Origin of the sequence: Niallia sp. FSL M8-0099 (genome assembly GCF_038006945.1) — a bacterium.
GTDB lineage: Bacteria > Bacillota > Bacilli > Bacillales > Cytobacillaceae > Niallia > Niallia circulans.
This window is the reverse complement of sequence record NZ_JBBOWF010000002.1, coordinates 1,548,829-1,567,154: the sequence shown is the minus strand read 5'-3', so window position 1 is coordinate 1,567,154 and position 18,326 is coordinate 1,548,829. Positions and strand designations below refer to the sequence as shown.

The following is an 18,326-nucleotide window of genomic DNA, read 5'->3' as shown; positions in this document are numbered from 1 at the left end:
AAAATGCGGTTTAGTGTTCTCGCAAGTGGCAGTACAGGAAATGCCATTTTTGTTGAATCAGGAGAACATTCCTTTTTAGTGGATGCCGGATTAAGCGGAAAGCAAATGGAAGGCTTATTTCAAGGCATTGAACGAAAAATGAGTGATCTAACAGGCATATTAGTAACACATGAGCATAGCGACCATATTAAAGGGGTAGGTATTGTTGCAAGAAAGTATAAACTGCCGATCTATGCGAATGAAAAAACATGGAAAGCAATGGATCCACTCATTGGGGAAATTCCAGTCGAGCAGAAATTTCATTTTGATATGGAAACCGTAAAGACATTCGGCAATGTATCCATTGAATCCTTTGGCGTATCTCATGATGCGGCAGAGCCAATGTTTTATGTATTTCATGAAGGGGAGAAAAAGCTCGTTCTTATCACAGATACTGGGTACGTAAGTGATCGAATGAAAGGAATTATTTCCAATGCAGATTCGTATGTATTTGAAAGCAATCATGATGTGCAGATGCTGCGGATGGGAAAATATCCATGGAATATTAAAAGACGTATCTTAAGTGATGTGGGACATGTCTGTAACGAGGATGCTGCGATAGCCATGAGTGAAGTGATTGGAGATCGTACAAAGCATATATACCTTGCGCACTTAAGCTTAGATAATAATATGAAGGATCTAGCAAGGATGTCAGTTGGACAGACATTAGAAAGCCGTGGCGTTGGTTTGGGGGAACAGGTTCATTTATTTGATACCGATCCAAGGATACCGACAAAGCTAATGGCTATATAGCAGGATCGAAAAAAGCGGATAGTTAGATATTCGCTTTTTTTACTAGAGAAATAAAAGTATGGCAGGAAGGCTTTTGGGCATGATAGGGAGAAAACTTCTTGAAGTATTTCGTTTGTTTTTTTAAAAAACAGGAAAAATAATAAGGATATAGGTTAAGGATGATTTTTAGATTATGTCTTTAGAAAGGAATGAAGCTTGTGGAGTATGATTACGGTAATCGGGGAGATGGGCCAAAGAGAGGCTCAAGAAGAGGCTATTTCTTCTCTGGATTTATAGGTGCGGTGATAGGAGCATTACTAGTATTATTATTAAGCCCCCGCTTGACGGACTTAGCGATTTTTCAGAATGGAAATGAAAATGAGCAAATCGTAACTAATTCTGATGGGATAAAAACACAGAATATTTCATTGAACGTGGAAACGGATATTACAAAGGCAGTGGATAAAGCAGCGGACTCAGTTGTCGGAATTACCAATCTGCAGTCCTCTAATTTCTGGGCAGATGAAACAACAGCCCAAGAAGCGGGCACAGGTTCTGGAGTTATATATAAGAAAAGTGGGGGCAAAGCATTTATTGTCACAAATAATCATGTAGTCCAAGGAGCAACGGAACTTGAGGTCACGTTATCCGATGGAAAAAAAATTAACGCTAAGCTAATAGGTGCTGATATTTGGACCGATTTAGCAGTAGTCGAAGTAGCTGCAAAAGAGATAACAAAAGTAGCAGAGTTCGGCAATTCTGATAGCTTAAAGGCAGGTGAACCAGTCATTGCAATTGGGAATCCTCTTGGATTAACGTTTTCTGGTTCTGTCACGCAAGGAATCATATCTGGCTTACAGCGGACCATCCCTGTCGATATAAATGAAGATGGGACACCTGATTGGCAATCAGAAGTTATTCAAACAGATGCAGCGATTAATCCAGGAAATAGTGGTGGTGCACTGGTTAATATCGAAGGACAGCTTATTGGTATTAATAGCATGAAGATTGCTGAATCTGCGGTAGAGGGAATTGGACTTGCGATTCCGATTAACTCAGCGATTCCAATTATTGAGGATTTAGAACAACATGGAGAAGTGCAGCGGCCTTATATGGGGGTAGAACTACAATCTGTTAGTGATATTCCAGGCTATTATCAGCAGGAAGCTTTGAAATTACCGAATGATGTTACAACAGGTGTTGCGATAAAAGATGTTTCACGAAATTCTCCAGCACAAAAAGCAGGATTAAAAGAGCTAGATGTTATCGTGGAACTAGATGGGGAAGAAATAGTCGATTTAATTGCGTTAAGAAAGCATTTATATACGGAGAAGAAAATCGGCGATAAAATGGAAGTGAAATATTATCGAAACGGTAAGCTAGAAACAACAGAGCTTACGTTATCAGAGGAAGAAATGTAGTTAAGGAAGTAGAGCGAAGCCTTATTTAGGTATCGCTCTACTTTTTTTATGTGTATGTATTTTTTGAATGGAGATACTATTGCTGAATAGATGTAATGGAGCGAAATAGTTTCTGTAAAAAATAATAAAATGCTTGTGGATAAGGTTTTATCGAAAAAGGCTGAGGAATTTCATTAGAGTAGTTGCAGTTTTTAGGTAGAATGATAAGATGGAATGTGGATAACTAATAATAAGGTCAAGAAGAAATATTATCCACAATTATTTATAGAAAAATGAAAACAGCAAGAGGTAAAAGGAGAAGAAGATATGATTTATAGTTGTGCTGAACACGTTGATATAGCAATAGATTCCGTTGTAAATGAGTATGAAACCTTTCCGATTTTAGAACAAATTTCAGAAGAAGAAAAGTTATCAACAACCTGTGAATATTGTAAAAATAATGCCATATATATGGTGGCGAACAAGTGATTCCATACTATATGTGGATTAAAAATGTGGATATGTGGATAAGTATTGTGGATATCTTGTTTGTAAAGTGAGGAAAGCATGTGAATATCTCAATTATTACAGTAGGAAAGTTAAAAGAAAAATATTTAAAGCTTGGAATCGAAGAATATACAAAAAGACTTTCAAGCTATTCTAAAATAGAAATTATAGAAGTGCCAGACGAAAAGGCACCAGAAATTTTAAGCGATGCCGAGATGCTGCAAGTGAAGAAAAAAGAAGGAGAAAGAATCCTTGCCAAAGTTCCAGCTGATGCACATGTTATTGCACTAGCAATAGAGGGCAAGCAAAAGTCATCCGAAGAGTTAGCCGACACAATTGATAAATTAGGTACATATGGGAAGAGCAAAGTGACATTTATTATTGGCGGATCGTTGGGATTAAGCGATGAAGTGTTAAGGCGAGCAGATGACAAGTTGTCGTTTAGCAAGATGACATTTCCCCATCAATTGATGCGGTTGATTCTGGTGGAGCAGGTTTATCGGGCTTTTCGGATTATGAGGGGAGAACCGTACCACAAGTAAATAAGCTAAGCAAAAATAAAAACAGCACCTCTATTTTTATGAAGGGGTGCTGCTTTACCAACGTTAATATTCACCTTTAATAACAAAAAACGAGCCTCGGATTGTTCCAGCTAACTTAGATTTCTGCCTAGCAAACTTAAATTTCCCTTCTAATTCCTTTGGTACTTCCATCCCATCAGAAAGCTTAAAACCAACGGCGCGCTTTTTCGGATCATCTACTGTATACAGAACGTTAATTGCAAGACCATCCTCATAAAAGACGTAGGTCCATTTGATATTTTCTACTTGAAAGGTTGAAGTTTCTAAAGGCTTGGCTGCAAATTCAATACCACGTTCTTCTTTTAAAATTCGGTTTACATAATTTAGGGTCTCACAGGACTCATTAGCTGGTACAACCGTAAATTCATGCTTATATTTGTTCATAAAGTAACGAGCCTCATTAGCTCGTAAGCCAGCAAGTGCTTCTGCTATAGGTGAAGATTCTAAACCAATCGTAGACACATTTTTAAAATCAACGATATAGGCCATTTTTATCCCTCCATATCCTTCTTATTTCCTTACAACAGGAATCCACATCTCACCAAGTAATAATCCGTTTCGCTGTCCCATTTCTACCACTGTATTTGGTCCACCAACATAGGCGAAATTCTTAGCTTCAGGCAAGATTTGACCAAATGCAATGCCAGTAAGCATATTCTGCAATTCATCAGTGCTCTTACTTTCCCCTTTAACTACTAAGTATTCTCCTTTAGGAAATTGAATCATTCTGTCCGCTTCTGGTAATGATTGCTCTGTCATGACCCCGACATAATGCATCATCTTGTTGTTTACTGCTTCGTTTACGATAAAAATATAGTCATTTGTGGCAATGGCTTTTAAGGTGTCAAGCTTTCCTTCTTGTTTGACTGCTTGCCAAAAGTCCGCTTTTTCCTTTGTTATGCCCGCATAGTCTGTGTAATCACTCTTAAGTTCAGTTCCAATCCCTAAAACGATAAAGCTGTCTTTTTCTTCTAGCATATAATCTGCCATATTCAACACTTCCTCTTTAAAAAATTAATCAAATGATTTTTCTTTTCACTTGATAGATATATAATAAACTTAAACCATGTCAAAAAATGATACTGTTTAGGGGGACGGGATGAAAAAGGTTGAACGAATTAATACCATTATGCGGTATATTAACAACCGCGCCAACTTTACAATTTCTGAAATCATGAGAGAATTTAATATCTCTCGTTCGACAGCAATTAGAGACATCAGAGAAATTGAAGCGATGGGGATGCCACTTGTCGCAGAAGTCGGAAGGGACGGGGGATATTTTGTGATGAACAACTCTGTCCTGCCAACTGTTCGTTTTACTGATAATGAGATTAAAGCTCTTTTTATTGCCTTTATGGCCACGAGAAACCAACAACTTCCATATTTAAAGAGTCGCCAGTCACTAGCTGAAAAATTACTAGGACTCATCTCGGAAACCCAGCAAGATGACCTTGTTCTTTTAAATCGCATCTTGCTATTTGAAGGGACCAACCCGAATAATCCTGATCTGCTTGATTTGTCAGATCTTCCTCATCCCATGTTAGAAAAATTAATCCAATTACTTATTATGGATAGATATTTACTAATTAGTATTAGAGAGGAGAAAGTCATAAAGTCCTATCCTGTTTACCTCTTGAACCTTTATCGTGAAAAAAGCCTGTGGCTGATTGAAGGCTTTGATTTAAAGGAAGAGAAGAAACGGATTTTGCCTGTCGACAATCTCACAGATGTAGAACCATGCACTACCAATAATAGATTAAGTAGGAAAAAGATTTTAGAAAAACTAAGTAAGCAGGAGGAAGTAATCAACCTTGTCCTTGAACTTGGTCCAAAGGCAATTGCACAGTATAAGAAATACCATCCGTTAAGAATGTCCATTTCTTATACGAATCCTTACCAAACTACAGCCATTCTAAAGACTTTTATCAATGTTAATTATTCAGAAGAATTAACGGAAATAACAAATTGGCTATTATTCCTAGGTGAGGATATCAAGGTCAAGGAAATGCCTGTAGAAATCTTGGAAGGTTTACAAAAGAGACTACTCCTATACTGTCCATAATCAATGCTTGTTAGACCCCATTTATATACATTACGTTGAACTGTATTATAAAAAGCATCTTTTAGCCAAACCCACTAAAAGATGCTTTTTAATATCATAATCCAAGCCATTCTTTAGACATCTGGCTTATGGCAGAGCTAGTATGGATTGATAGCAGGCTGAGATGGGGTGGTAATCTGTTTTGGGAGGTGAGGTTTTTACATTGCTATATTTTTCATTCTCCCGGTTAAGCAGTGTATACCAACCACCATGTTCATGATCCATGAAATACTGGGCGGAATAAGTGAATAACTGATTATAATAATCCCAGTATTTTTGATTCTTTGTTTTTGCAGCTAGTAAGGCTGCGGCAGCGATTGCTTCTGACATAACCCAGTAATTTTTATCCGTATCAATGACTTCTAAGCTTGGTGATAGGGCAAAATAAATACCTCCATATTTTACATCCCAACCTTGTTCCCATCCTTTTGCGAACAATTTCTCTGCAGTCTCCTGCATCCAAGGTTCTGATTGATGTTTGTCAAGCCACATTAAGAGTTTACTCCATTCAAATTGATGACCAGGGATAAATCCATATGGGCGGAATTCATCTTTTGTGTTGTTTTTATTGAATTGATAATCAGGCAGCCAGTCCGGTGTATAGTTTTCCAAAATCATTCCACTTGCACAGTCTGCTAATTCTTGGGTAACGCCCTCTGCTAGCTGGTAGGCCTTCTTTAAGTATTTTTCTTCATTTGTTGCTTCATATGCAGTCAGCATGGCTTCACACATATGCATGTTTGGGTTTTGCCCTCTATAAGAGGAAAGAGTGGTCCACGCAGCATCCCATTGGTCTTTGTAATATCCATGTTCCGGATCCCAAAAGTGATTTTCCACGACATTAAAGACGTTTTCCATTACTTCTCTGGCTTCTTTTATGCCAGCTTGGTAGGCGATAGAGGATGCTAATAATGTAAAGGCATGACCATAGGCCATTTTAGCAGCATCTTTTACATCCGTTCCATTCATTTCAAAGTAGTATCCATTATACTGTTTATCTAAATGATGTTCATGCAAAAATTGGATCCCATGTCGTGCGGCTTCTAAACACCAGTCTGGTCCATCTAAAATCGCACCAATACTAAAAATATAAATATACCGGCTAGTAGCTACTAAATGTTTAGTATCTGTGTCATTAATAGTACCATCATCTAAAAACCCATTAATATATCCGCCCTTTTCCTCATCGATACAGGCCGGATAATAAAAATGAAGTGTCTTAAATATATGTTTCTTCAATTCTCCCTTATCCTGATAATGGTCAAACTGGATATAACTTGAACCTTCCATATTGGCTACCCTCCTCCATTATGCGAGACATTGAATAGATAGCAGCAATCAAGACAGTATTTCCCTACCATGAGGAAAATACTGCTTGATTTTTTCTGCTGTCCGAATGACTTATTTATCTAATTAAGAAGACATATATTGTCCACCATTCACATGGATGAATTGGCCAGTCATATAGGCAGAACCTTCAGAAGCAAGCAGGATGTATGGTTCTACAAGATCTGCTGGTTGACCAGGACGACCAAGAGGGGTAGAAACGCCAAATGATTCTTGCAGGTCGGTTGTCATGGTTGCTGGAATAAGTGGTGTCCAAATCGGTCCAGGTGCTACACCGTTAACTCGAATTCCCTTTGAGGCAAGTTCTTGCGCAATGGAACGAGTAAAGGATACAATAGCCCCTTTGGTAGATGTGTAATCAATCAATGCCTTATTGCCAACATATGCATTAATAGAAGCGGTATAGATTAAGCTATCACCAACTGATAAGTGGGGAATGGCAGCTTTAGTTAAATACACCATTGAAAAAAAGTTTACGTCAAATGTACGTTTCAATTGTTCAGCAGAGATTTCTAACACACTGTTTTTTACTTCCTGACGTGCTGCGTTATTAACAAGGATATTCAGTTTTCCATGCTGCTGAATGACATCTTCAACTAGTTGATTACAAAATGCTTCATCCGCTACATCTCCAGCATGCAACGTACATTTTACGCCTTCTTGCTCAATACGCTTTTTCGTATTTTCCGCATCCTCTTGTTCATTTAAGTAGGCGATAGCAATATCCGCGCCTTCCTTTGCATATCCAATCGCTACTGCCTTACCAATTCCGCTGTCTCCTCCAGTAATCAAGGCCACTTTTCCTTTCAATTTTCCAGAACCAACATGGGTTTCTAGCTCATAAATCGGGATAGGGTCCATTTCCTTTTCAACCCCCGGCTGCTCGGATTGTTTTTGAGGAGTGACTCCATTTGATAATAGGGTTTGTTCGTCTAATTTACTCAATTGTAACGCCTCCTAAATTATTTATGTGTTATTTAACATTCCACCCTGTCTTGAGACTAAACTCCTTTTTGACATGCAACCGCTTAGTGGATTTTTTTACCTTTTTACCTAGGCGGAGTGTTATAGCACTATCTGTCATATCGGGAATACTAGAGAATAAGTGGAATAGTTGATATATACCTTTTATAATTCGAGTGGCTCATATATTAATCGGATAATAGAGTGATGAAGTTATCATAAATAGTGGCAGATCAAGGGATGAAATGAGAGAATAGTAGGTTTCCAATTCTATGAGCTCTTGCACAAGTTTGTAGCAGATTACATGGATGAAGTAGAGGGGGAACATAATAAAAAGGGAGTAATGAAACTCCCTTTTTTCACAAACATTAACTCTTTATTGATAATTAATAATCGCTGGGCTTGGATCTAGCTTTAAGACCTCTTCGGGACTTAGCACAGGTTTATCTTTGTTATAAAAAATTTTAAATCCACCGTATTGCACTGCTTCATTGCGCACGAATTTGCGATAGAGTGCCATTTTAGTATTAGAATCGCCCCACCCGTCATAATTTAAGGCTACTTCTACATTCTCGGTTGGCTTGATGGCTTCTTTGTTCGTTAATGCTTCGTCCATAAATTGATGGACAAGGACAATTTTATCGGGCAAATTATTTTCTTTTACCATTTCCGTCAAGTACTGCACTGCTTCTTGTACTTCAGCTCCGTCTACTTGACCAAGATTAACACCTGGAGTTTGTCCTTCTTTTACATGAAATTCCGTATCAATCGCTAGGTGGACATGAGGGAGCTTTAGCCATTTCTCAAGCAATTTCACCTGATTTAGAACGGAATCTGTTCCAAGTTGAACATCCAGCATAAGCAGGGCATCGTTTTCTTCCGCGAGAGTAGAATATTCATCAATTTGCTCTGGTGAAGTTGGATGGTAGTACTTCCCATCCGTCCCTGGATCACGCTGAGCTACGGTAGAAATGAGTTCAATCATTGGTACAGCAGGGCGTGAAGGGTCTGCATCTGAATATGCTTGGGTTTGCTCTTTTAATTTTGCCATTAATTCATCTGGCTCCATTTCTCCCAATATTCCCATTTTGGTAGAGTTTGGATGTCCGTAATACGCTATAAGTCTATGATTCTTTAAGGGACCATCGGTTTGGTCATCAGCACCCTTTACCAAAGTTTCTCCAAGTGGAACCATTCTAGTGCGATCTTCCCCACGGGCTTCTGCACTCGGCATCTTCTCTATTTCCTCTTCAGCAACCTTTTTGTCTAGAGGAGAAGCACCTTCTGTTGGTTCCATTGGTTTGTAGGCTGGCGGAGGATTCTCTTCTTTTATTGCTTTCTTCTCACCAGAAGACTTTTCTTCCTGTGTCTGTTCTTCATCATGTTGTTCACTTTCTTTAATAGTAGGAGTGTTTTTCGAACAAGAGATGAGGAAAACAACAAGGAGTACTCCTGAGAATAGCAAGGCTAGTCTTTTCATGTTGTCACTTCCTTATGTATATTCTTCTATCTATTATTCTAGATGTATTCCCTATATGCAACAAAGTTAACAGGGAATAACTTATTTTTCATAGAATAGGAGCATTTGGTTAATAGATTTACACTGTATTTTCAAAGGTTGAACAGTTTGCGCATCCGTTAACCTAAAGGGTACCTTTTTCACAAAAACTTCCCGTTCATATAAATTTATCCTGCTGTAAAAGAAAAAAGAATTACCATTGAAGTAGAATGGATAATTCTTTTTTTATACATAGTTATTTATTTGTTTTATCTCTTTCTTGCATTTTCCTTACATTATCTGAGTGGAAGGGAGAATTACTCACTTCATTAACGACACTAAATGGGTTACCATCCAAGTCAAAGAAATCAAAGAATTTCATTCCGCCAAAATCATCGATTTCTGTAGTAACGATGCCATTGTTTCTAAATTGTTGATGAGCAGCTTCGATATCATCAACGACAAAATTAAAATAGGAGTTCTTCTGCTCCCCTTTAATAATAAATTCAGTAGGCTGGGGGGATTCTACTTTTACTAAGGCTAATTGTGTTGTCCCAGCTGGTAAATAAAAGCCGGCACCATCCTCCCAACTATCGATTATCTTCACACCAAGAAACTTTACATACCAATCGGTAGATTTCTTCATATCTGTAACGGGAATAAATATACTACCTACTTTAAACATAATCTTCCTCCTTGAAATGAAATTCTTCCTTATAACGAATATAATAGTGGAAAAGTTACACTTATATATAAATTTATATAAAGAGGGGGAAACATGGTTTTTGAAGATATAGAGGTTGTGATTAAAAAACTTTATAAATATTGCTTAAGGTTGTCAGGGTCACCTTGGACAGCCGAGGATCTAGTACAAGAAACAATCCTAAAGGTTTATAAAATAAAAAAAGCAGAGCCGAAAAGGGAGTTTACATTTTCTTATTTATGTACGGTGGCAAAAAATCAGTTTATCGATGAGAACAGGAAATATAAAGAGAGTATTTTATTTAATGAGGACATTTTCGGAGAGGCTTGCGATTTTATAGATTACGATGGTTTAATAGAAATTTTACTTACTACCTTACCTTTAAAACAGGCTATGCTGGTTATATTGAAGGATGTATTTGGCTACACTTCAAAAGAAATGGCATCCATGTTAAGAATAAGTAATGAGGCGATTAAAACAGCACTTCATCGGTCTAGAAAGAAACTAAAATTGCAAAATAATAATATGAAAATCCCCTCTTCTAATCAAGAAATGATTATTGCACTCACTAAAGCAATACGGGAAGCGAAACCGATGCAAATATTTTATCTTTATCGACTATTAGAATCACAAAATTTTAAGGTAAGAAGAGGTTCTATCCATTCTCTATTCTATGTTATAGACCCAGATGGAAATATTTTAGAAATTACATCCTAATAAGTTGAACTATATTCATACTAATAAAACGTGGTATATTAGTTTTACCCACAATTAGAACGGAGACTAATTATAATAATATAATAAAAATTCTGGAGGCAAATATGCTATCATTTGAAGAAAAACTAAACATTATCGAGTCGTTCCCTCAATTAGAACGAAAGAATGTTTCATTAAAACGCGTTAATTTTCATTATGCGGAAAGTGGAAGTGACAAAAAGAACGTCGTGTATCACTTACATCCCAATGGAAACGGATTTGTATATGCGAATAAGCTGAATGAGTATGAGACAGACGAAAAAGGGATGGTCAATATTAGAGATTTTTCAAAAGAAGAACTAAAAGAAATTATTGAAAAATCCATTCAATCATTAAGACCGAATATACAAGAAGAAGAGATGGTCGAGGAAGAAATCGTGGAAGAAGAAACATGGATTGATACGGAAAATAATACGCTCCTCCTTTTTCAAGAAGAAGGGTTTTGGAATATATATGCAGGAGTCAATCTAGAAAATAGTTTTTCCAGTTACGAGGAAGCTTGTGAATACTTAAGGGAAGAAGGCTTTAATAAATCTTCCATTTAAATATGTAGAAAAACAATGCAGCCATACTCCATATGTAAGAGTATGGCGTTTTACTATTTTCATGAAAAAATGGAACAGCTCAAGGGCTTATCCAAAAAGGAGGAGAAAGGACTTGAGTCAAAATAGGTTGATCCCCAATACCTTCTTATATACCTTTAATTATGCGGAGGAAGAAGAACATTTATGTAAATTAGAAGTTCGTTCTCTATTTCATGCTGACTTACATGCCTTTGTATTAGAGAGCAGAATAGATAGAGACCCAAGCAGGAGTCCTTTTATAAAAGAGAAAATAGCGGTTCTATTTACAGGTGATACGTTAGAAGAGCTAAAACAAAGGGTAGAGGCAATGCCTTCTTTGCCTAGTACTTATAAGGTAATCGGCATCAATTATCGGGACATCGATCCCCTTGATAAAATGGATTTTGATGAAAGGAAAGGGATTGCTAGACAAATTGGATGCTTGATTCCAGGTGCAGCGAGTCTTCATGATCCAGAGATAGTATTCGCCATTACCAAGTTAAAAGGAAAATGGTATTTCGGATACTATTCGGAAAATCAGGGTATTTGGCTTATTCACCAACAGAAACCTCATAACTACTCAACTGCGCTAACTACCAGAGTGGCTAGAGCGCTAGTGAATATTGCAGTTCCAGAATTAACAGGAGTGAAGGTGATTGATCCATGCTGTGGCATCGGGACAGTATTGGTAGAGGCTTTATCGATGGGAGTTAGCATAACAGGCAGTGATTATAATCCTTTAGTCCTGAAGGGAATTCGGAACAATCTCGCCCATTTTGGACTTTCTGGTCCTGTATTTTTAAGGGATATCAGAGACATTACAGAAATGTATGATGTGGCAATTATCGACATGCCATATAACCTTTGTTCCGTTGTTTCCGATGAGGAAAAATTTGCAATGCTGCAAAGCGCCCGTCGCTTTGCTAAAAAAATGGTTATCGTAACGACTGAAGATATAGATGGAATACTGGGTGAAGCAGGTTTTGAAATAGTAGATCGGTGTGAAGTCCCAAAGGGAAAGTTTATACGGCAAATAATCGTTTGCCGCTAAGGCATAGGGATGGAATAGATGAGGTTAACTTGTAGTTTAAATACCAGATGAACTAATATATGATAACAAACAAAACGATTGGATTTATTACCAATCGTTTTATTTGCAAAGTTGTCTTCTTCAACGAAGCCCCCATTACTTTAAGTATATTTCTTAACAGGCTAATTCCTTTTTAATTCAATTATTATGGAAATCTTCCTATTTCTAAAGAGATATATCAACATCAGATTATTTTTATTATCCAAATTCACTTAACTTCCTTTACTTATTTTTGAAATCCCTTTCTTCTCAAATTAAATCTAATTTGTAATTTTTCTAAATTAAGATGAATAAACGATACCCCTGCTAATATTAGTAGTCCCCCTAATAGAGATACCTGTGTTGGTTTTTCACCAAGCCAAAACCACCCAATCACAAATGAAAGTGCTGGAGTTAAATAAAGCGAACTAGTTGCTACAGAGGACCCAACACGTAAAGTTAAGTAAGCTAATATTATATACGGAATAATGGTAGGGAAAATCCCTAAATATATGACGCTTAAAGTGGACGCTAATGAAGAATTTGTAATTTCTCCTACTAAACCTGGGAGAAGAAAAAGCATACAAATAGTCCCAGCAATAATGGTATAAACAGTAAAGGCGAAAAAACCATACTTCTTAATATAATACGTTTGAAAAACAAAATAAAAACTTTCTGATATTGATGCAATAAGAATAAATAAAATTCCACTGCCAGTTCCAAAACCCCATGTTCCTAAGGAAATCAAAGCTACTCCAAAAAAGCTAATAATAGATCCAATCCATTTTGATATTCCGAATTTTTCCTGGAGAAACCAACCAGCTAAAAAAGCGCAAATAATCGGTGTAGTTGAGACCAGTAAACTGGCAATTCCTGAACTAACTGTCTTTTCTCCTATGTTTAATGCCCAATGGTATACAGTAAAGCCTAAAAATCCAAACAAAAATATAATGGGAATATCTTTAAATTCAGGCAATTTCATTTTGAAAATAATAGCAATTCCTATGAGTAATATAGAACCCACTAACATTCTAAATAGGGCAAGGTGTTCAGGTGTATAAGATTGTAATCCGACCCGAATCCCTGTAAAAGCTGATGCCCAAAGAAAAATTATAAGACAATTTGCCACTACTATCCTAATATTCAATTTATACGGCATATGTTCACATCCTCGATAAAATTTCCAACCAATTCTATTTTTCTTTTCCATAGTATTTAAGATTTGTTAAAATGTCTGCAACCAGTTAAAAAAGAAAAAAACCAACCACTTAAGGGATTAGGAAATTTTATAAGGAGGTAAACGGAATTGGTATTGAAAATTAAAACTCCAAAATATCAACAAATAATCGATTTTATTAAAGAGAAAATATCTAATGGAGAGTGGCCGATCGGAAGTAAAATACCTAGCCAAAGGGTATTAGCAAAAAGATTCGAGGTTAATAGAAGTACAATTATTACTGCTTTGGAAGAGTTAATGGCTGATGGATTAATTGAGGCTAAAATTGGATTAGGCACATACGTAGCGAATAACACATGGACTTTATTGGCTACAAACCCACCACCTGATTGGGATGAACACGTTAAATCTGGATTACTTAGACCAAGTCAATCAACTGTACAGGAAATAAATCTGGCCGAATCTAATGCTGATCTTATCCAACTTAGCAAAGGGGAGTTATCTAAAGATTTATTTCCCTTAGATACAATGAAATCTGTGTTAAGAAGAGTATCTGACCAATTAGAGGCTTTTGGGTATGAAGAACCAAAAGGGTTTCTTCCTTTAAGAGAAGCTTTGAGTGATTATCTTAAAACTATCGGTATTCAGGCTTCCCCTTCTTCCATTTTAATTGTGTCTGGTGCATTACAGGCTCTGCAATTAATTTCAGTGGGGCTACTCCATAGAGGTTCAAGTGTTTTACTGGAACAACCTTCCTATCTTTATTCCCTTCGTGTTTTTCAATCTGCTGGGATGAAGCTTACAGGACTACCAATTGATGAAGATGGACTTATACCTAACTCTATTTCCATCACAAATAAACAACGCAACAGAGCCATTTTGTATTCAATTCCTTGTTTTCATAACCCTACAGGTATCTTAATGCCTGACAAACGACGCCAGGAGCTCCTTAGCATTTGTAAAAAGGAACAGCTTCCTATGATTGAAGACGATATTTATCGAGAATTATGGCTTGATGAAATCCCACCTTCTCCTATTAAGGCAAATGATAAACATGGTCATGTATTGTATTTAGGCAGTCTATCTAAATCGTTAAGCCCTGGTTTAAGGATTGGATGGATTGTTGGGCCAGAACCAGTCATTGAACGATTATCCGATATTAAAATGCAGACAGATTATGGTTCCAGCTCCATATCTCAAAGAGTAGCAGCTGAATGGTTTAAAAGTGGGTTATATGAACAGCACCTTGGCTTGGTACGAGAAGAGTTAAAAAAAAGACGGACAGTCATGTTAGAAACATTAGAATATTATTTAAGCGATATAGCTTCTTGGTATACACCAAAGGGTGGATTCTTTATTTGGTTAAAAATAACTTCAAAAATTTCCATGAAAGAACTTTATGTAAAAGCCTTAGACAGAGGCATATTACTGAACCCTGGAAGTATATATGGTCAAAATTCTAACCGTTATCTTCGCCTTTCTTATAGCTATGCCTCCATCGCTGACTTGAAAAAGGGAATTTACCAGTTAAGCAAAATTTTAAGGGAACTTGTAGATAGTTAGATTGTAAATATTATGCTGTGAAAAAAATGGCTTCTCATTCTAATAGTTACTTTACCTTGGTTATCTATTCCGCTTATAGGCAAATAAACAATTAAGAAATATGTACTTACTGCTCTAACAATGAGTGTATATCTTGTTTCTAGAAGGGAAATTTGCAGTAAAGAAAAAATGGTGATGGTTCCTTATAATATAAAACATATTGTCTTGGCCGAACTATCATTAATTAGTGAACCATTCTTTACTGGTTCTATTTGGATTCTCAAATCACATATGGAAATATATACAAGCATATTAGGTTTAGGTAATATTATTTCTCATTACAATTTCTAAGCGTTAATAGAAATAAGTTTATCAGTAATAATTTAGGAATGTCGTTTTATAGATATTCCTATTTTTTCCTATTAGTAAAAATGTATCCCTTTATTTAACAGACGGATCTTTTTGTTTAAGTAGTATTATTTACAAGCTTTCTTGTTTCTTACTTATGCTTTGGCTATTTAAATACTTCAAAACTTTCTAGCTAAACAAGCAATAACAAGACAGAATAGCTCACCAAACCAAGGAAAAAAGCAACGAAACTGCTCTCTCTTTCTTCTGGTAACTCTTCCTTCAGTACATTTAAAATTATCCCCCCTGCCAAGAATGCTGTGAGCATGGAAATATAAATTTCTTTTAATTCAGTAAATAAGCCAACCATCCATCCAAATAATATTGCTAATGTTAGTAACCATCTACCAAAATGGTCATATATTTCTTTGTGATCTTTTCTTAAACTGTGATCATTGGTAACAAAATGAACCGCCATTGCTAAGAAGTAGAATAACATTCCCCAGTTGCTTCTATATGTTTCTCTAATCAAAAGATAACCAATTAGCGCGTTATATACAAAAAAAGATGTTATATGAATCCAAAATACACCGGTTTTCGATTTTTTCGTCCCACTTTCTTTTTTTGAGTTTTTAACCATTTTTTCTAGTCCATAGAAAATAGTTAATCCCAGCAGAGCTATCAGATAGGCGTGATTTTCAAATAGGTGAAAAATTCCTTTATCTCCTAATTGCTCTAATACTCTTTGATGTTTGCTTAACTCGGGCATTAGATGGATAAATACATAAGAAACTGCTATACCACCAGCGATTGAGAGAAATCTACTTCTAGGTGAATCTTTGATAAACTTCATTGTTTTAGAAAAGAAGTGAATAAAAATAAATCCAATTACAAAAACAAGACTTAGACTAATCGTCATTTTAATCCCACCAAATTTTTAGGTTAGTACAGTAAATAACCTAAATCTACATAACAAAACCATACTCAGAGATTTTGAGCCAGTTATTCTGCTAATTTTAATATAGTAAAACATTGGAATATTGGTAGTAGGCATGGACATCTTTCTCAGAAATATCACATCAATTCCTATTTAACAGCAAACACAAAAAATCCCTTTTGAATAGGAATTGAACAAAATGGATTTTCTTCTGGATTTTGTCTTTTATGTGAACACATTTATTTAAGTGTAAAAATATATTTCTTGTAGCAGGCATCAGAATTAAAACTATTGAAATTTCCTGAATGAAATAAAAATGACATACCAAATAACAAGCAAAATAACACCCCGATTGCACGATGACAATATCTATTGCTAAGAAGCGGTTAGGGTGTTATTTGCTATATTGCAAGCTAGCAAATTATAGTGTTTCTCCACAAAAACAGAACTACCTACTATTGAATCTACCTGACTTTTTTGTTTTATCAGAAGGATAAAGGGTATATATTTCCATAAGCAATATATCAAGTTAGAAGTAATGGTAAAAAGTAAATGAAAGAAAAAGGATGGATAGCCAACATGTTGTTGAATAAAAAGATACTGCTGTTCTTCAGTTTAATCGGGCTCTGCCTTTTATCTGCTTGTGCCGAAAAGGAGAAGCTTGCAGATGGATCTGAACTGATTAATAAAAATCAATTTGTTTTTGCTGCTTCTGGTGAGTTTAAGCCATTTAGTTATATAAATAACGATCTCACCATGTCAGGGTTCGATATTGAAGTTGGCGAAGCACTTGCAAAAGAAATGGGGCTTAAACCAGTTCAGAAGCGAATTAAATTCAAAGGGATTGTAGAAGGGGTGAAAACAGGACGTGCAGATGCAGCCGTTGCCAGTCACACCATAAATCCGCAGCGGAGCAAACATGTTGCCTTCAGTACCCCTTACTACTACTCGGGCCCGCAAATTTTCACCAGACCAGATAGTTCAATTAAGACGGTCAAAGATTTAAAAGGAAAGGAAGTAGCCGTTGCAAAAGGTTCTACATATGCCGATACTGCCTCCAAGTATACAGACAAAATAAAAACATATGACAGTGATATTACGGCTTTACAAGCGTTAAGCAGCGGTCGCCATGATGCAGTAATCACAGATTTTGTAACAGGGAAAAGTGCTGCACAGGAAGGGTTTGAGATTAAAGCACAGCAGTTAATTGATCGCAGTGAACAAGCGATAGTTCTTCCCCAAGATAATCCAAAACTATTGAAGCGAGTAAACCAAGCCTTGGAAAAACTCCGAGAGGACGGGACACTTACTCGAATTAGTATGAAATATTTTGGAGAGGACATTACCACTAAACCAGAATAAATTTATACCAGAATAGAAAGGAAGTAATACTTTGCCAAGTTTTTCACATTTTTTTAACATACTAGCGGAAACAAAAGGTGTATTCCTAAAAGCTATGCTTTTGACATTAGAGCTGACAGCTGTTTCGATCGTACTCGGAATCGTCATTGGGCTGATCTTTGCCTTATTAAAAATTTCTAAAATCAAAGTGCTGGAGCTTATTTCCGATGCATATGTCTATTTGGTTCGCGGGACACCGCTGATTGTTCAAATATTTATTCTCTATTTCGGAATAAGTGGAATTTTCCTTCTTCCTGATTTTTGGGCTGCTTCCCTTGCGTTAGCATTCCATAATGGAGCTTATATTTCTGAGATTCTTCGTGGAGCAATTCAGGCAGTTGACAAAGGTCAGTTAGAAGCAGGACGTTCTTTGGGAATGACAAAGGCACTGACATTAAGGAGAATTATTCTTCCACAGGCATTTAGACGCGCGCTGCCACCTTTAGGTAATCAATTTATCATTAGTTTAAAAGATTCTTCGCTAGCTGCATTCATCTCCATGAATGAGCTGTTCAATGTAGCAACAACACTAGGATCCAATAATTTTGACGAAATGACCTATTTACTCATTGTAGCTGTCTACTATTTAGTACTAGTAGCACTGTTGACATTTGTAGTAAACCGAATTGAATTAAAATTAGCAGTAAGCGACAGATAGGGGC

General features: G+C 36.4%; 19 protein-coding genes. 11 read left to right on the top strand and 8 right to left on the bottom strand.

Annotated elements, in window-relative coordinates; genetic code table 11:
* Window positions 1-3 precede the first annotated feature (3 nt).
* From NSQ92_RS22205 to rlmH, 4 genes are all read left to right on the top strand, one after another.
* Window positions 4-792: an MBL fold metallo-hydrolase gene (locus NSQ92_RS22205; RefSeq protein WP_047941022.1), complete on the top strand. Its 789-nt coding sequence runs from the start codon at window positions 4-6 to the stop codon at window positions 790-792.
* Window positions 793-980: 188 nt separating this feature from the next.
* Entirely contained in the window at window positions 981-2,192 is a 1,212-nt protein-coding gene (locus tag NSQ92_RS22200; protein WP_095320359.1) for a S1C family serine protease, read from the top strand.
* A 306-nt stretch (window positions 2,193-2,498) separates the two neighbouring features.
* Window positions 2,499-2,660: a CxxH/CxxC protein gene (locus NSQ92_RS22195; RefSeq protein WP_016201499.1), complete on the top strand. Its 162-nt coding sequence runs from the start codon at window positions 2,499-2,501 to the stop codon at window positions 2,658-2,660.
* An 80-nt stretch (window positions 2,661-2,740) separates the two neighbouring features.
* Window positions 2,741-3,220, top strand: a complete 480-nt coding sequence (rlmH, locus tag NSQ92_RS22190; RefSeq protein WP_047941020.1) for a 23S rRNA (pseudouridine(1915)-N(3))-methyltransferase RlmH — start codon at window positions 2,741-2,743, stop codon at window positions 3,218-3,220.
* A gap of 63 nt (window positions 3,221-3,283) precedes the next feature.
* Here rlmH and NSQ92_RS22185 read toward each other — a convergent pair whose 3' ends face one another.
* Both NSQ92_RS22185 and NSQ92_RS22180 read right to left on the bottom strand, forming a co-directional pair.
* Complete coding sequence (locus NSQ92_RS22185) at window positions 3,284-3,748, bottom strand: hypothetical protein (RefSeq protein ID WP_047941019.1); 465 nt, start codon at window positions 3,746-3,748, stop codon at window positions 3,284-3,286.
* Between the two features lie 21 nt (window positions 3,749-3,769).
* Window positions 3,770-4,249: a GyrI-like domain-containing protein gene (locus tag NSQ92_RS22180; protein WP_095321899.1), complete on the bottom strand. Its 480-nt coding sequence runs from the start codon at window positions 4,247-4,249 to the stop codon at window positions 3,770-3,772.
* Window positions 4,250-4,358: 109 nt separating this feature from the next.
* Between NSQ92_RS22180 and NSQ92_RS22175 the strand changes: the two genes are divergently transcribed.
* Window positions 4,359-5,321, top strand: coding sequence for a helix-turn-helix transcriptional regulator (locus NSQ92_RS22175; protein WP_341153238.1), 963 nt, complete (start codon window positions 4,359-4,361; stop codon window positions 5,319-5,321).
* 126 nt (window positions 5,322-5,447) lie between these two features.
* Here NSQ92_RS22175 and NSQ92_RS22170 read toward each other — a convergent pair whose 3' ends face one another.
* The 4 genes from NSQ92_RS22170 to NSQ92_RS22155 all read right to left on the bottom strand — a co-directional run bounded on the left by NSQ92_RS22170 (window position 5,448) and on the right by NSQ92_RS22155 (window position 9,853).
* The gene (locus NSQ92_RS22170; RefSeq protein ID WP_341153237.1) at window positions 5,448-6,650 is read right to left on the bottom strand and encodes an AGE family epimerase/isomerase; all 1,203 of its coding nucleotides are present in this window, start codon (window positions 6,648-6,650) and stop codon (window positions 5,448-5,450) included.
* Window positions 6,651-6,773: 123 nt separating this feature from the next.
* Window positions 6,774-7,652, bottom strand: coding sequence for an SDR family oxidoreductase (locus tag NSQ92_RS22165; RefSeq protein WP_061797189.1), 879 nt, complete (start codon window positions 7,650-7,652; stop codon window positions 6,774-6,776).
* Between the two features lie 394 nt (window positions 7,653-8,046).
* Window positions 8,047-9,150 (bottom strand): hypothetical protein, encoded by a 1,104-nt coding sequence (locus NSQ92_RS22160; RefSeq protein WP_095258343.1) that lies wholly within the window; start codon window positions 9,148-9,150, stop codon window positions 8,047-8,049.
* A gap of 274 nt (window positions 9,151-9,424) precedes the next feature.
* Window positions 9,425-9,853, bottom strand: a complete 429-nt coding sequence (locus NSQ92_RS22155; RefSeq protein ID WP_095258331.1) for a VOC family protein — start codon at window positions 9,851-9,853, stop codon at window positions 9,425-9,427.
* A 93-nt stretch (window positions 9,854-9,946) separates the two neighbouring features.
* Here NSQ92_RS22155 and NSQ92_RS22150 point away from each other — a divergent pair, with 93 nt between their 5' ends.
* The 3 genes from NSQ92_RS22150 (at window position 9,947) to NSQ92_RS22140 (ending at window position 12,241) form a co-directional block, all read left to right on the top strand.
* Window positions 9,947-10,588: a sigma-70 family RNA polymerase sigma factor gene (locus NSQ92_RS22150; protein WP_144580571.1), complete on the top strand. Its 642-nt coding sequence runs from the start codon at window positions 9,947-9,949 to the stop codon at window positions 10,586-10,588.
* 104 nt (window positions 10,589-10,692) lie between these two features.
* On the top strand, window positions 10,693-11,172 hold the full coding sequence (locus tag NSQ92_RS22145; protein WP_341153236.1) for a hypothetical protein: 480 nt from the start codon (window positions 10,693-10,695) through the stop codon (window positions 11,170-11,172).
* A gap of 112 nt (window positions 11,173-11,284) precedes the next feature.
* Window positions 11,285-12,241 carry an RsmD family RNA methyltransferase gene (locus NSQ92_RS22140; protein WP_144580567.1) on the top strand — a complete coding sequence of 319 codons (957 nt, stop codon included), beginning with the start codon at window positions 11,285-11,287 and terminating at the stop codon, window positions 12,239-12,241.
* Between the two features lie 265 nt (window positions 12,242-12,506).
* On the opposite strand, the gene NSQ92_RS22135 is transcribed toward NSQ92_RS22140, so the two are convergent.
* Complete coding sequence (locus NSQ92_RS22135; RefSeq protein ID WP_341153235.1) at window positions 12,507-13,418, bottom strand: DMT family transporter; 912 nt, start codon at window positions 13,416-13,418, stop codon at window positions 12,507-12,509.
* A gap of 147 nt (window positions 13,419-13,565) precedes the next feature.
* Here NSQ92_RS22135 and pdxR point away from each other — a divergent pair, with 147 nt between their 5' ends.
* The gene (gene pdxR, locus NSQ92_RS22130; RefSeq protein WP_061797167.1) at window positions 13,566-14,999 is read left to right on the top strand and encodes a MocR-like pyridoxine biosynthesis transcription factor PdxR; all 1,434 of its coding nucleotides are present in this window, start codon (window positions 13,566-13,568) and stop codon (window positions 14,997-14,999) included.
* Window positions 15,000-15,519: 520 nt separating this feature from the next.
* On the opposite strand, the gene NSQ92_RS22125 is transcribed toward pdxR, so the two are convergent.
* Window positions 15,520-16,245, bottom strand: coding sequence for a hypothetical protein (locus tag NSQ92_RS22125; RefSeq protein WP_095258326.1), 726 nt, complete (start codon window positions 16,243-16,245; stop codon window positions 15,520-15,522).
* A 597-nt stretch (window positions 16,246-16,842) separates the two neighbouring features.
* Here NSQ92_RS22125 and NSQ92_RS22120 point away from each other — a divergent pair.
* Both NSQ92_RS22120 and NSQ92_RS22115 read left to right on the top strand, forming a co-directional pair.
* Window positions 16,843-17,625: a transporter substrate-binding domain-containing protein gene (locus NSQ92_RS22120; RefSeq protein ID WP_047940993.1), complete on the top strand. Its 783-nt coding sequence runs from the start codon at window positions 16,843-16,845 to the stop codon at window positions 17,623-17,625.
* Window positions 17,626-17,656: 31 nt separating this feature from the next.
* Entirely contained in the window at window positions 17,657-18,322 is a 666-nt protein-coding gene (locus tag NSQ92_RS22115; RefSeq protein ID WP_047940992.1) for an amino acid ABC transporter permease, read from the top strand.
* Window positions 18,323-18,326: the final 4 nt, after the last annotated feature.